The organism is Sphingobium olei (genome assembly GCF_042678845.1).
Lineage (GTDB): Bacteria > Pseudomonadota > Alphaproteobacteria > Sphingomonadales > Sphingomonadaceae > Sphingobium > Sphingobium olei.
In genome coordinates, this window is the sequence record NZ_JBHTLS010000135.1 from 168,605 (window position 1) to 182,306 (window position 13,702).

Consider the following 13,702-nt stretch of genomic DNA (forward strand, 5'->3'; position numbering starts at 1 on the left):
CAAACCAGCGATAACTCGCAACAAACAAAAGGCGGCCCTTCCGAGCCGCCCTTTCGTTATCCCATAACCACCAGCCTCACTCCGCAGCAGGGGCCTTCGCCTTGCCGCCCTTCTTGCCCTTCTTGGGCGCGGCGGGGGTGATTTCGAAGGCCAGCGCCGGAACGCCCTCCGCATCCTCCTTCATATGGACATGCACCTCGCCGCCATGGACCAGCTTGCCGAACAGCAGTTCCTCGGCCAGCGGCTGCTTGATCTTCTCCTGCATCAACCGGCCCATCGGGCGCGCGCCGTAGAGCTTGTCATAGCCCTTGGCGGTCAGCCATGCCTTCGCCGCCTCGTCCAGCGTGATGTGGACATCGCGGTCGGCCAGTTGCAGCTCCAGCTGGAGCACGAACTTGTCGATCACGCGCGCCACGATCTCCGGCGGCAGGTAACCGAACGGCACGATGGCATCCAGGCGGTTGCGGAATTCCGGGGTGAAGAGCTTCTTCACCGCATCCTCCTGCACGTCGTCGCGCGACAGTTCGCCGAAGCCGATGCTTTCCTTCGCCATGTCCGACGCACCGGCATTGGTGGTCATGATGAGGATGGTGTTGCGGAAATCCACCGTCTTGCCATGGTGATCGGTCAGGCGGCCATTGTCCATCACCTGCAACAGGATGTTGAACAGGTCGGGATGCGCCTTCTCGATCTCGTCCAGCAGCAGCACGCTGTGCGGATTCTGATCCACCGCGTCGGTCAGCAGGCCGCCCTGATCATAGCCGACATAGCCCGGAGGGGCACCGATCAGGCGGCTGACCGAATGGCGCTCCATATATTCGGACATGTCGAACCGCTGGAGCGGAATGCCGAGCAGGGTCGCGAGCTGCCGCGCCACCTCCGTCTTGCCGACGCCGGTGGGGCCGGAAAAGAGATAGTTGCCGATCGGCTTGTCGGGATCGCGCAGGCCCGCGCGCGACAGCTTGATCGCGCTGGACAGCACCTCGATCGCCTTGTCCTGGCCGAAGACGACGCGCTTCAGGTCCGTGGTCAGCGATTCCAGCACGCTCTTGTCGTCGGACGACACGGTCTTGGGCGGAATGCGCGCCATGGTCGCGATCACGGCCTCGATCTCCTTGGGCGTGATCGTCTTCTTGCGCTTGGACGGGATGACCAGCATCTGCATCGCGCCCACTTCGTCGATCACGTCGATCGCCTTGTCCGGCAGCTTGCGGTCGTTGATGTAACGGGCCGAAAGCTCGACCGCCGCCTTGATCGCGTCGGGCGTATATTTGACGTGGTGATGCTCCTCGAACGCGCTGCGCAGCCCGGCGAGGATCTTGATCGTGTCCTCGATCGTCGGCTCGTTGACGTCGATCTTCTGGAACCGACGCAGCAACGCGCGGTCCTTTTCGAAATGATTGCGGAACTCCTTGTAGGTGGTCGATCCGATGCAGCGGATCGTCCCGCCCGACAGCGCAGGCTTTAGCAGATTGGACGCATCCATCGCCCCGCCGCTGGTCGCGCCCGCGCCGATAACGGTGTGGATCTCGTCGATGAAGAGCACAGCATGCGGCATCTTTTCGAGTTCGGTGACGACCGCCTTCAACCGCTCCTCGAAATCGCCGCGATAGCGGGTGCCGGCCAGCAGCGCGCCCATGTCGAGCGAATAGATCACGGCTTCCTTCAGCACGTCGGGCACGTCGCCCTCGACGATCTTGCGCGCCAGCCCTTCCGCGATCGCCGTCTTGCCCACGCCCGGATCGCCGACATAGAGCGGGTTGTTCTTCGACCGGCGGCAGAGGATCTGCACGGTGCGGTCCACCTCGGCCGAGCGGCCGATCAGTGGGTCGACCTTGCCGCGGCCCGCCTTCTCATTGAGGTTGACGGTGAACTGCTCCAGCGCGCTGTCCTTCTTGCCCTTGCCGTCCTGCACCTTCTTTTCCTCCTCGGCGGCGCCCTTGGTTTCCTGGCGCTCGGGCTGGGGCGTGCCCTTGCCGACGCCGTGGCTGATGAAGCTCACGGCATCGAGACGGCTCATGTCCTGCTGCTGCAGGAAATAGACGGCGTAGGATTCGCGTTCCGAAAAAAGCGCGACCAGCACGTTTGCGCCCGTCACCTCATCCTTGCCGGACGACTGGACGTGCAGGATGGCGCGTTGCACGACGCGCTGGAAACCGCTGGTGGGGGAGGGGTCGGACGCGCCCTCCACCTTCAGGCTGTCGAGTTCGGTGTCCAGATAATGGGTCACCGCGTCGCCCAGCTCGCCCAGTTCCACGCCGCACGCCTGCATCACCTTCGACGCATGTTCATCGTCGATCAGCGCGAGCAGCAGATGCTCCAGCGTCGCATATTCATGCTTGCGGTCCGACGCGTGCGTCAGCGCATTGTGCAATGTGGTTTCGAGGGCGGGTGCGAAAGAAGGCATTGTCGTTCTACTCCTGGCCCCGATGAGGGGCGGTGTCGAACCTGATGTCGGCATTGCTCGACGCGGGATCAAGGGCCATGGCCCTGCCAGCGGAATTGCCTGACTGCCCCGGCCCGAAGATGCCCTGACGGGCGAGAGGGGCGGGGCGCGGGTTCATCGCCTGAATAGCGCCTCGGCACTTGCCTTGTGGTTAACGGCGCTTTCCTTTTTCGCCCTGGTCCGTGCGATCTCCGCTTCCAGCGCGGCGATGCGGGCGTCCAGTTCGGCGACGGACAGCGGCCCCAAATCCTGTTGCAGCAGGCGGGCCAGAGGATCGTCGCTCTTGCGCGGCTGATACTCGTCCATGTCCATAAGGGTAATGTTGACCCTGATCCCCACTCTGTCAATAAGGTCGCGGGTGCAGCCGGTCGATTTTGACGCGGCGCAACGAAGAGGGCGGGAATGGCGGACGAATTCGCGGTGCCGGGCGAAATGACGGCGATCGGCATCGCCGCGCCCGGCGGGCCGGATGTGCTGGTGCCGCAGCGGCGTCCCGTTCCCGCGCCCGGCCCGGAGGAAGTGCTGATCCGCGTCGCCGCCGCCGGCGTGAACCGGCCGGATGTGCTGCAACGGCAGGGCAAATATCCCCCGCCGCCCGGCGCGTCCGACATTCCCGGCCTGGAAGTCGCGGGCACCATCGTCGCCGCGGGCAGCGGTTCGGACATGCTGGTGGGGCAAAGGGTCTGCGCGCTGATCGCGGGCGGTGGCTATGCGGAATATGCGGTTGCGCCCGCCGGCCAGTGCCTGCCCGTGCCCGATGGCTACGATCTTGCCGAAGCCGCGGCGCTCCCCGAAACGCTCTTTACCGTGTGGACCAACCTGTTCGAGCGGGCCTATGTCGTCGCGGGCGACACCGCGCTGGTCCATGGCGGCACCAGCGGCATCGGCACGATGGCGATCCGCCTGTGCAACCTGTTCGGCGTGCAGGTGATCGTCACCTGCGGGTCGGACGACAAGTGCGCGCAGGCGAAGGCATGGGGGGCGGATCATGCGATCAACTACAAGACACAGGATTATGCTGAGGAAGTGAAGCGCATCAGCGGCGGGCAGGGGGTGCAGGCGGTGCTCGACATGGTGGGCGGCGACTATCTGCCACGCAACATCGCCTGCCTGGCGGAGGATGGCCGCCATGTGTCCATAGCCACGCTGGGCGGGCCGAAGGCGGAGCTGTTCATCCCCGCCATCATGCAACGCCGGCTGACGCTCACCGGCTCCACGCTGCGCGCCCGCTCGGTCGGCTTCAAGAGCCTGGTCGCCGACGAACTGATCCGCACCGTCTGGCCGTTCGTTGCCGAAGGAAAGTTGCGCCCGGCCATGGATCGCACGTTCGCGCTGACCGACGCCGCCAGCGCCCACGCCCGCATGGACGCCGGCAAGCATTTCGGGAAGATCGTGCTTATCGTGTAACGATAACCTTAACGGGATGATAAGGCTGTAGCGATAATGGATGGTTTCGACGCATCCGGAGGACTCTACAATGGCCTTTTTCAGAAAATTATTGCGCGAGCGCGAAGGCGCGACCGCCATCGAATATGGTCTGATTGCCGCCCTGATCGCCATCGCTGCGATCGGTGCGATGAGCAGCCTCGGCACCAAGCTGGGCCGCACGTTCAACAATGTGAGCGGCAACCTGAAATGACGCGCGCCTGGCGGCGCAGCGCCGCGCTGGCACGGTCGCCTGACGCGTAAAACGTAGTATTTCCGTCATATTCTCTGCGGGATTGTAACAATGGCGCGTTAGGGATTCGCTCCCGAGGACATGGGTCTTTGGGGACGACGACATGAACGCCATCACGCGCCTGCCTTTCCTGAGCGATGTCGAGGAGGTCGCGGACGACCGCTTCCACATCCCCGAGCGGGTGGGGCAGCGCCGCCGCTATCGCACCATCTGGATATCGGACATCCACTTGGGCACGCGCGGCTGCAACGCGACGATGCTGATCGACTTCCTCGACAATGTGGACAGCGACACCATCTATCTGGTCGGCGACATCATCGACGGCTGGCGGCTGAAGAAACGCTTCTACTGGCCCGCCAGCCACAATGACGTGGTGTGGCGTCTAATGAAGCGCGCGAAGCGCGGCACCCGCGTCGTCTACATCCCCGGCAATCACGACGAGATGTTTCGCCAGTTCACCGGCATGAGCTTCGGCGGGGTCGAAATCCGGCGCAAGGCGATCCATGAGACCGCCGACGGCCGCAAGCTGCTGGTCCTGCACGGCGACGAATTTGACACGATCATGCTTGCACACCGCTGGCTCGCCTTCGTCGGCGACGCGGCCTACACCATGCTGATGCGCCTCAACGTCGCGGTGAACGCGGTGCGCCGGCGGATGGGCCTGCCTTACTGGTCCTTAAGCAAGATGGCCAAGCACAAGGTCAAGAACGCCGTCTCCTTCATCTCCCGCTTCGAGGAAGTGGTGGCGCATGAAGCCGGCGCGCGCGGTGTCGACGGCGTGGTATGCGGCCACATCCACAATGCCGAAATGCGGCAGATCGAAGGCGTCGCCTATTATAACGACGGCGACTGGGTCGAAGGTTGCACCGCGCTGGTCGAACATGGCGATGGTCGCATGGAAGTGCTCCACTGGGCAGACGAGATCGCGAAGCGGGAGGCCGGCGAAGCCCAGTCCCGCGAAAGACTGGCCGCCTGATCCTGACGCCGGAGCCACCGCCTATGCGTATCGCCATCGTCACCGACGCCTGGACCCCGCAGGTCAACGGAGTCGTCCGCACGCTTCAGACGACCCGCGCCGAACTGGAACGGATGGGCCATGTGGTGGAGGTGATCTCGCCCGACCTCTACGGCTCCATCCCTTGTCCCACTTACCCCGAAATCCGGCTGGCGCTGGTGCGCGCGGGCGTGATCGGGCAGGCGATCGCCGCTTTCCGCCCGGATGCGGTGCATCTCGCGACCGAAGGGCCGCTATGTCTCGCCGCGCGGCGCTGGTGCCTGCGCGGGGGCGTGCCCTTCACCACCGCCTATCACACCCATTTCCCCGATTATGTGGCGCAGCGCACCGGCCTGCCCGCGACATGGTTCTGGCGCTACATCCGCTGGTTCCACGGACCCGCGCAGGCGGTGCTGGTGTCGACCCGGTCCGTGCGCGATCAACTTCGCGCCCATGGCGTCGCCAATGTGCGCCCATGGGGCAGGGGCGTGGACCTCGCGGCCTTCACCCCCGATGCCCCGCCTCTGCAAGCCTTCGCCGATCTGCCCCGCCCGATCATGCTCTATGTCGGGCGCGTCGCGGTGGAGAAGAACCTGGAGGCATTCCTGTCCGCCGACCATCCGGGCACGAAAATGGTCGTGGGCGATGGTCCCGCCCGCGCCACTCTGGAGCGCGCCCATCCCGACGCCCGCTTCCTGGGGCCGCTGTTCGGCGCGGACCTTGCTGGCGCCTATGCCGGGGCGGACGTCTTCGTCTTCCCCAGCCGCACCGACACGTTCGGGCTGGTGATGATAGAGGCGCTCGCCTGCGGCACCCCTGTCGCCGCCTTCCCGGTCACCGGGCCGGTCGATATCGTCACGCCCGAAACCGGCGCGCTGGCGGACGATCTGGCGCAAGCCATCGCCGCCGCCCTGACCAAGGACAGATCGACATGCGCCGGCTACGGCCGCAGCTTCAGCTGGGACCGCAGCGCGCGGGAATTCCTCTCCGGCCTGCACGCCATCGCCCCTGACCTGCTGGACAGCGCCGCCTGACGCTTTTCCTTGCCGCCGGGCCAAGGATGTTCTATCTCTGATCCCGCACGGCCGCCCTGATTGGGCGGCCCTTATCGTTTTTACGCCGGAGAAAAGTCCCCGTGTCCCAGCCTCTGATGCCCCACGCGACCGCCAGCTGGCTCGTCGACAACACCGCGCTCAGCTTCGACCAGATCGCGGAATTCTGCGGGCTGCACATTCTTGAGGTGCAGGCGATCGCCGACGATACCGCCAGCATCAAATATACCGGCCGCGATCCCGTCCGCGCCCATGAAATCACCATGGACGAAATCCACAAGGGCGAAGCGAACCCCGATTACAAGCTCAAGATGCTGAAGGGGCCGGAGCCCGTCCGCCGGACCAAGGGGCCGCGCTACACCCCGGTCAGCAAGCGGCAGGACAAGCCGGACGGCATCGCCTGGATCCTGCGCAACCATCCCGAAGTGTCGGATGGCGCGATCGGCAAGCTGATCGGCACCACCCGCACCACCATCGCCGCGATCCGCGACCGCACCCACTGGAACATCTCCAACATCGTGCCCAAGGATCCGGTGACGCTGGGCCTCTGCTCGCAGCGGGAACTGGACGCGCTGGTTGCCCGCGCCGCGAAGAAGGCCGGCATCGAGGCGCCGACCGATTCGCGCCTGGACGGCGACCGTGAGGCGCTGATTGAGGAGCTGCGGCGCGAGCGCGAGGACAATGCACGCCGCGCGGAAGAGGCGATGAAGAGCGAGTCCGAGCTTATTTCGGGCGCCGCCACCATCCTCGATCCGTTCAGCAGCAGCAAGGGCGAGGTTTGATGCCGTAGCGTCATTTTCGACGCTGGCCTGATCTCGCAACAAAGCGGCAAAAACAAAGGGCTGCGCCTCATCGGGGCGCGGCCCTTCTGCTGTGGTTGACGCTTGCGTAAAGTGCGCCGCGACCATACACTTCGCCCATGGAGAGCGTAGAAAAAATCTGGCGGGAACGGTATCAGCACCCCACGGACTGGGACCAGACATTCCCCCCCTTATCGATGGGCGACATGGTCAGCGCGAGCGCCGCCGCCCATCCTCAGGCCAACATGATCGACTTCATGGGCCGCAAGTTCAGCTATGGCGAAATGATCGGGCAGATCAGACGGATCGCCTGCGGACTGCAGGCGATGGGCGTCAGGAAGGGCGACCGGGTCGGCCTCTATCTGCCCAACACGCCCCATTATGTCGCGGCCTATTATGGCGCGCTGATGGCCGGCGCGATCGTCGTCAACTTCTCGCCGCTCTACACCGCCGCCGAGCTTGAACATCAGGTCGAGGACAGCGGCACGCAGATCCTCTTTACCCTGTCGGCCAAGGCGCTGCTGCCCACCGCGCTCAAGGTGCTGGACGAAAGCAGCCTTGAAAAGCTGGTGGTGGGATCGGTCGCCGAAGTCCTGTCCCCGGTCAAATCGCTGCTGTTCCGCTGGTTCAAGGCAAGCGAGAGCGTCCCCATTCCGGACGATCCGCGCGTGCTGCACTATGACCGGCTGATCGCCAACCGGGGCGAGTGCGTGGTGGCGGATATCGATCCGGTCAACGACGTGGCGCTGCTGCAATATACCGGCGGCACCACCGGCACGCCCAAGGGCGCGATGCTGACCCACCAGAACCTGACCGCCAATGCGCGCCAGGCGCAGGCGATCGACCCGCACCGGCATGAGGCAGACCGCATCATCGCCGTGCTGCCCTTCTTCCATGTGTTCGCCAACACCTGCACGCTCAATCGCACTGTCCTGAACGGCGGGGAGATGGTGATGCTGCCCCGCTTCGACGCCGCGCAGGTGCTGGCGGCCGTGCAGCGGGTGAAGGCGACCGCGCTGCCCGGCGTCCCCACCATGTTCCAGGCGCTGCTCGATCATCCCGCAATCCGCAACATCGACTTTACCTCGCTGCGGGCCTGCATTTCGGGCGGCGCGCCGCTGCCGCTGGAATTGAAGCAGAAGTTCGAGGCCACGACCGGCGCGAAGCTGTTCGAAGGCTACGGCCTCACCGAAACCAGCCCGATCGTCTGCTGCAATCCCTATGAGGGCCTCAACAAGAGCGGCACGGTGGGCCAGCCCGTACCGGACACCCGCGTCAGGCTGGTGGACCGCGAAGATCCCACGAAGCCGCCACCCGAAGGCGAGCCGGGTGAACTGCTCTTTGCCGGGCCGCAGATCATGAAGGGCTATTGGAACCGCCCCGATGCCGACGCGGAAGTGTTCGTCGGCGAATTCATCCGCACCGGCGACGTGGGCATCATCGACGAGGACGGCTATGTGAAGATCGTCGACCGCCTGAAGGACATGATCGCCGTGGGCGGCTTCAAGGTGTTCCCAAGCCAGGTCGAACAGATTCTCTACCACCATCCCGCGGTCAAGGAAGCGCTCGTCATCGGCGTGCCCGACCGCTATCGCGGCGAGCAGCCCAAGGCTTTCGTGACCCTGAACGAGGGCTTCGACATCGACGGCGCGGCCCTGAAGGACTGGGTCAACCCGCAGCTCGGCAAGCATGAGCGGGTGTGCGAGGTGGAGGTCCGCCTCAACCTGCCCAAGACGCTGGTCGGCAAGCTGTCGCGCAAGGAATTGGTGGCCGAGGAACGCGCCAAGGCGGATGCGCGGGCGGCGGAGGCTGGAACCGCCGCCTGATCCTTCCTATCTGTGCGGCCAACACGGTATAAAGGAATGGAAATGGCGCAAGAGATCGCAACCCTTGCCGGCGGATGCTTCTGGTGCACCGAGGCGGTGTACCAGAATCTGCGTGGCGTGACGTCTGTCGAAAGCGGCTATATCGGCGGCACGCTGCCCAACCCGACCTATGAACAGGTCTGCTCGGGCAGTACCGGCCATGCCGAAGCGATCCGCGTCACCTTCGATCCCGACATGATTTCCTACGCGGACCTGCTCGACATCTTCTTCGCGACGCACGACCCGACGACGCTCAACCGCCAGGGCAACGACATCGGCACTCAGTATCGATCGGCCATCTTTCCTCATTCGCCCGAGCAGGAGGCGCAGGCCCGCGCCGGCATCGAACGCGCGCAGGCGGACCAGTCGGCCCCCATCGTCACCACCATCGAGGCCGACGCCCCCTGGTATCCGGCGGAGGACTATCACCAGAAATATTGGGACCGCGTCGGCGACAAGAATCCCTATTGCATGGCTGTGATCCCGCCCAAGCTCGCCAAGCTGCGCAAGGGCTTCGCCGCCCGCATCGAGGCCTGACACCTGATCCCGGCGAAAGCCGGGTCGGCATCGCCGTGCGTGACACGCCGCCACTCTTAGGGCAGGGTTCATCTTCGTCATGCTAAGCGTCTCTATCTGTTGAGACATCGGGGGACCGCGAACGTGAAGAAGACCATCCTGCTCGCCGCGCCTTTGCTGCTGCTGACGCTTCCCGGATGCGTCCGCACGGTCGCCAGCGTCGTCACCGCGCCGGTGCGCGCCACATCGCAGGTGGTGGACTGGACCACGACCAGCCAGGAAGAGGCCGACCGCAATTACGGCCGCAAGATGCGCAAGCAGGAAGCGCGCGAAGGCCGCGAGATGAAGCGTCAGGAAAAGGAACGCCGCCGCCAGTGCCGCGAAGCCGGCTATCGCGACTGCGACTGACCTTGCGTGCGGAGCGCGCCGTTCAGGCCGCCGCCCGCTTCAACCGGTCGTTGATCGCGACCCCGATCCCCTCCATCGGCACCGGTGCCACGGCGATCCGGGTGGCGGCGCTCGCATCCGCGATGTGCAGCGCCGCGAATAGATTGGCCGCCGCTTCGGCCAGATCCGCTTCGGGGCTGAGGTTGATGTGACAGGGCATCAGGCCGAACCCGATCAGATATTCGTCCCGCTCGGCCTGCATCGCCTCCAGCCGCACCGGCTTGGACGGCGCATAATGGCTCTCCAGCTGCCCCGGTGCCTCGATCTTCCCGTCTCCGCCGACAATGACCGGCAGGCCGCTCGCCTCCTCCAGCATCGCCGCCGTCACCGGGCCGGGCCGCAGCAGCCGGATATAGTCGTTCTCCGGCGCGGCAATGGTGGATTCCAGCCCCTCGCTGGTCGGCCCTTCGTCCAGGATCATGCGGATCTTGCCATCGAGGCTCGACAGCACATGCTCGGCGCGCGTCGGGCTGATCGCCCCGCTGCGATTGGCGGACGGCGCGGCAAGGGGGCACCCCGCCTCGCGGATCAGCGCGCGCATCGCCGGATGGGCGGGCAGGCGCAGCGCCACGGTGGACAGGCCCGCCATCACCAGCGGAGAGAGGCCGCTGTCCGCCCGCGCCGGCAGCACCAGCGTCAGCGGGCCGGGCCAGAACCGGTCGGCCAGGCGCTTCGCCACGGGTGAGAAGTCCGCCAGCCGCTCCGCCATCCCCCGGTCTGCAACATGCACGATCAGGGGGTTGAAGCTCGGCCGCCCCTTGGCGCTGTAGATCGCGGCGACCGCGCTGCTGTCGGTGGCGTCGCCGGCCAGGCCATAGACGGTTTCGGTGGGAACGGCGACCGGCTCTCCCGCCCGGATCAGCAAGGCCGCCTCGCGGAGCGCCTCCGCGCCATAGCGGCAGGATTTGGTGGAAAAGGCTGGATGAGCGATGGTCACAATCCCCGCAATATAGGCCCCGTCTGGCCCAAGTAAAAGTCCATTGCGTCATGACAATGACAGTGCGGCGGCCTTGCCCGCGCGCGGCGGTGCGACTAAGCCGCGCGCATGACCGACGCACTCCTCGCCCGTATCGCCGACGCGCTGGAACGGCTCGCGCCGCCTCCGCCGCTTTCCGCCGACCTCACCGCCGCGCCTGCCTATGTGTGGGACGGACGGGCGATCCGCGCGGTGGAGGCATTCGCGCCGGTCGACTATGCGCTGCTGACCGGCATCGACGCGCAAAAGGGCACGCTGCTCGAAAATACCCGGCGTCATGCCGCAGGGCACGCCGCGCATGATGTGCTGCTGTGGGGCGCGCGCGGCACCGGCAAGTCCGCCGTTGTCGCTTCGGTCGTAGGGCAGCTGCAGGGGGAGGGGGCGGATATCGCCCTGCTGCAATGCGCGATCGACGAACTGGCCAGCCTGCCCGCGCTCTTTTCGCTGCTGCGCGCGACGTCGCGGCCCTTCATCCTGTTCCTCGACGATCTGGGGTTCGAGGAAGAGGGGAGCGGTTCCGCCCGGACTCTGCGCTCGCTGCTTCAGGGCGGCACGGCCGCGCGTCCGTCCAATGTCCGCCTCTACGTCACCTCCAACCGCCGCCACATTGTGCCGCGGCATCTTTCGGAACAGGATGATCCGATCAACCCGCGCGACGTGGTGGACGACCGGATGGCGTTGTCGGACCGGTTCGGCCTCAGCCTGGGCTTCCATGCCATCGACCAGGACGCCTATGTCGCGATCGTCGCTGGCTATGCGGCGACGCTCGGCCTGTCCTTCGACCCCAGGGAAGCGATCCAGTGGGCGACGCAGCGCGGCAGCCGGTCGGGCCGCGTCGCCTGGCAATATGTGGTGGAACTGGCGGGCCGCAACGGGCTGGTGGTCTGACCGGCGATCAGTTCGCCTTCGTCACCCGCCAGATGATGTTGCCGACATCGTCGCTGACCAGCAGCGCGCCCCTGGCATCGGCGGTCACGTCCACCGGCCGGCCCTGCGCCGCGCCGTCCTTGTCCAGGAAGCCGGTCAAGACGTCCACCGGCTTCGCCTTGCCCGCCTCGCCGTTGTCGAAGCCGACATAGACCACCTTATATCCCGCCGCCGGCTTGCGGTTCCAGCTGCCGTGCAGGCCCACGAACGCGCCGTCGGTGTAGGGCGCGCCCAGCTGCACCTTGTCGGCGAAGGTCAGGCCCAGCGGCGCGACATGGTTGCCCAGCGCATAGTCGGGCCGCTTGGTATATTCGCGGATTTCCGGCCGCTGCGGTTGGACGCGCCGGTCCTCATACCCGCCCCAGTAATTCCATGGCCAGCCGTAGAAGGCCCCGAATTCCATCCGCGCCAGATAATCGGGCACCAGGTCCGCGCCCAGCATGTCGCGTTCGTTGACCACGCCCCACAGCGCGCCGCTCTTGGGCTCGAAGGCAAGGCCGACCGGATTGCGCAGGCCATAGGCGTAGACGCGCTTGTATCCGGTCCTGGGATTGACCTCCAGCACCAGCGCGCGGCCCTGCTCCATCTCCAGTCCGTTCTCGCCGATATTGCTGTTCGACCCCACGCCGACATAAAGCAGCCCTGCAGGGCTCGCCGTCAGGCTCTTGGTCCAGTGCTGGTTCGGCCCCTGCGCGGGCAGATCGATGATCTTGCGGCCCTTCGCACTGATCTTCGTCTCCCCCTCCTTGTAGGGGAAGGCCATCAGCGCGTCGGTATTCGCGACGTAGAGCGTGTCGCCGACCAGCGCCATGCCGTACGGCGAATGAAGCCCGCTCAGAAACGGGGTCTTGACCTCCGCCTTGCCGTCGCCGTCCGCGTCGCGCAGCAGGGTGATGCGGTTGGCCGATGGAACGCCGGCACCCGCCTTGTCCATGAAATAGGACATGATCCGGTCGACGATCCCGTCCTTGGGCCGGGGCGGGCTGTTGGTTTCCGCCACCAATATGTCGCCATTGGGCAGGCGCAGCATGGATCGCGGATGGCTCAGCCCCTCGGCGAAGCGCGCGACGGTCAGGCCCTTCGCGGCCACCGGCTTCGCGCCGGCTGCCCAGGGCTTTACGTCAGCGATGTTGACGGTGGGCAGCATCTCGCTGCGCGGCGCGGTGAACACCGGCTCGCGTCCCGTGTCCGCGCCCGGCGGCAACTGGGCGGTGTCCCCCTGCGCCACGTAGAGAAAGGCGCCTCCGGCTAGGGCGAGGGCGACGAGCGGCAGGATGATGACGTGCTTGTTCATGGCCCTCTCTCTATGCGGGGCCGTGGCGTCGGGCAAGGCGGATGCGGCCTCTGTTCGGCAACGCCGCTTCGGCAACCCGGCTTCAGCGGCCCCGTTCGCGCAGCCACAGGATCAGCGCGATCGCAACGCCGATGGCGGTGCCCGCCAGCAACCCGATGCTGGGCTGCCCCATCAATCCTCCGATGATCGTCCCGGCAAGGATCAGGAGCGCGATGATCGCGCCCGCGCCGGTGGGGTTCTTTTTGCCTTGGCTCATCGCATCAGCCCTTGCCATGGAGCGGTCGGGAAGGCCAGTGCTTTGCACGGCGGGCCTCGACCGCCCCGATGCGGGACCGTCCGCCCCGAAATGGGAAAGATGCGCCAATATGGCACTTGGCTAACGGCGCGTTGACTCCTCTATCGCCGGTTGAGAGCCAGGCCGTTGAACTGGCACGATGATTGAAACAGTTTGGCAACAGAAGCCGCTTGATCGCGCGGCCGGATTGCGGGGGGTCATCATGCAACTGCCATATCTTGCCAACCGCAAGAGCTACGACGACGCGGCTGAGCTGATGCGCCGCTTCGGTGCCAATGCCGGCTACGAGGCCGCCGCGCGCGCCGACCAGAGCCTGGACGTGGGCAACCACATTACCTTCTGCCACTGGCGTCAGATCGAGCGGCTGATCGTCCTGCTGACCTACAACCAGCCTCTCGGCACCATCCACTGA

15 protein-coding genes are annotated in these 13,702 nt (G+C 65.8%); 10 read left to right on the forward strand and 5 right to left on the reverse strand.

The window, feature by feature from the left end; all coding sequences use genetic code 11:
• Nucleotides 1–76: 76 nt before the first annotated feature.
• Both clpA and ACFQ24_RS20605 read right to left on the reverse strand, forming a co-directional pair.
• A complete protein-coding gene (clpA, locus tag ACFQ24_RS20600; RefSeq protein ID WP_380914694.1) occupies nt 77–2,407 on the reverse strand; it encodes an ATP-dependent Clp protease ATP-binding subunit ClpA in 2,331 nt (776 codons plus the stop codon).
• A gap of 153 nt (nt 2,408–2,560) precedes the next feature.
• Nucleotides 2,561–2,758, reverse strand: a complete 198-nt coding sequence (locus ACFQ24_RS20605; protein ID WP_066763595.1) for a DUF1192 domain-containing protein — start codon at nt 2,756–2,758, stop codon at nt 2,561–2,563.
• 90 nt (nt 2,759–2,848) lie between these two features.
• On the opposite strand from ACFQ24_RS20605, the gene ACFQ24_RS20610 reads away from it, so the two are divergent.
• From ACFQ24_RS20610 to ACFQ24_RS20645, 8 genes are all read left to right on the forward strand, one after another.
• Nucleotides 2,849–3,853, forward strand: coding sequence for an NAD(P)H-quinone oxidoreductase (locus ACFQ24_RS20610; RefSeq protein WP_380914697.1), 1,005 nt, complete (start codon nt 2,849–2,851; stop codon nt 3,851–3,853).
• Nucleotides 3,854–3,923: 70 nt separating this feature from the next.
• Nucleotides 3,924–4,085 (forward strand): Flp family type IVb pilin, encoded by a 162-nt coding sequence (locus ACFQ24_RS20615; protein WP_380914699.1) that lies wholly within the window; start codon nt 3,924–3,926, stop codon nt 4,083–4,085.
• 142 nt (nt 4,086–4,227) lie between these two features.
• Nucleotides 4,228–5,100 carry a UDP-2,3-diacylglucosamine diphosphatase gene (locus ACFQ24_RS20620; protein WP_380914701.1) on the forward strand — a complete coding sequence of 291 codons (873 nt, stop codon included), beginning with the start codon at nt 4,228–4,230 and terminating at the stop codon, nt 5,098–5,100.
• Nucleotides 5,101–5,123: 23 nt separating this feature from the next.
• Nucleotides 5,124–6,152 (forward strand): glycosyltransferase family 4 protein, encoded by a 1,029-nt coding sequence (locus ACFQ24_RS20625; RefSeq protein WP_380914703.1) that lies wholly within the window; start codon nt 5,124–5,126, stop codon nt 6,150–6,152.
• Between the two features lie 116 nt (nt 6,153–6,268).
• A complete protein-coding gene (locus ACFQ24_RS20630; RefSeq protein WP_380915437.1) occupies nt 6,269–6,952 on the forward strand; it encodes a DUF1013 domain-containing protein in 684 nt (227 codons plus the stop codon).
• A gap of 137 nt (nt 6,953–7,089) precedes the next feature.
• Nucleotides 7,090–8,796, forward strand: a complete 1,707-nt coding sequence (locus ACFQ24_RS20635) for a long-chain-fatty-acid--CoA ligase (protein WP_380914705.1) — start codon at nt 7,090–7,092, stop codon at nt 8,794–8,796.
• A gap of 42 nt (nt 8,797–8,838) precedes the next feature.
• A complete protein-coding gene (gene msrA / locus ACFQ24_RS20640; RefSeq protein WP_380914707.1) occupies nt 8,839–9,372 on the forward strand; it encodes a peptide-methionine (S)-S-oxide reductase MsrA in 534 nt (177 codons plus the stop codon).
• Nucleotides 9,373–9,495: 123 nt separating this feature from the next.
• Nucleotides 9,496–9,759: a hypothetical protein gene (locus tag ACFQ24_RS20645; protein ID WP_380914709.1), complete on the forward strand. Its 264-nt coding sequence runs from the start codon at nt 9,496–9,498 to the stop codon at nt 9,757–9,759.
• Nucleotides 9,760–9,781: 22 nt separating this feature from the next.
• On the opposite strand, the gene ACFQ24_RS20650 is transcribed toward ACFQ24_RS20645, so the two are convergent.
• On the reverse strand, nt 9,782–10,735 hold the full coding sequence (locus ACFQ24_RS20650; protein WP_380914711.1) for an L-threonylcarbamoyladenylate synthase: 954 nt from the start codon (nt 10,733–10,735) through the stop codon (nt 9,782–9,784).
• Nucleotides 10,736–10,843: 108 nt separating this feature from the next.
• On the opposite strand from ACFQ24_RS20650, the gene ACFQ24_RS20655 reads away from it, so the two are divergent.
• The gene (locus tag ACFQ24_RS20655; RefSeq protein ID WP_380914713.1) at nt 10,844–11,662 is read left to right on the forward strand and encodes an ATP-binding protein; all 819 of its coding nucleotides are present in this window, start codon (nt 10,844–10,846) and stop codon (nt 11,660–11,662) included.
• A 7-nt stretch (nt 11,663–11,669) separates the two neighbouring features.
• On the opposite strand, the gene ACFQ24_RS20660 is transcribed toward ACFQ24_RS20655, so the two are convergent.
• Nucleotides 11,670–12,995 carry a PQQ-dependent sugar dehydrogenase gene (locus ACFQ24_RS20660; RefSeq protein WP_380914715.1) on the reverse strand — a complete coding sequence of 442 codons (1,326 nt, stop codon included), beginning with the start codon at nt 12,993–12,995 and terminating at the stop codon, nt 11,670–11,672.
• 82 nt (nt 12,996–13,077) lie between these two features.
• On the reverse strand, nt 13,078–13,251 hold the full coding sequence (locus ACFQ24_RS20665) for a hypothetical protein (RefSeq protein ID WP_380914716.1): 174 nt from the start codon (nt 13,249–13,251) through the stop codon (nt 13,078–13,080).
• Nucleotides 13,252–13,492: 241 nt separating this feature from the next.
• On the opposite strand from ACFQ24_RS20665, the gene ACFQ24_RS20670 reads away from it, so the two are divergent.
• Nucleotides 13,493–13,702 (forward strand): hypothetical protein, encoded by a 210-nt coding sequence (locus ACFQ24_RS20670; protein WP_197421543.1) that lies wholly within the window; start codon nt 13,493–13,495, stop codon nt 13,700–13,702.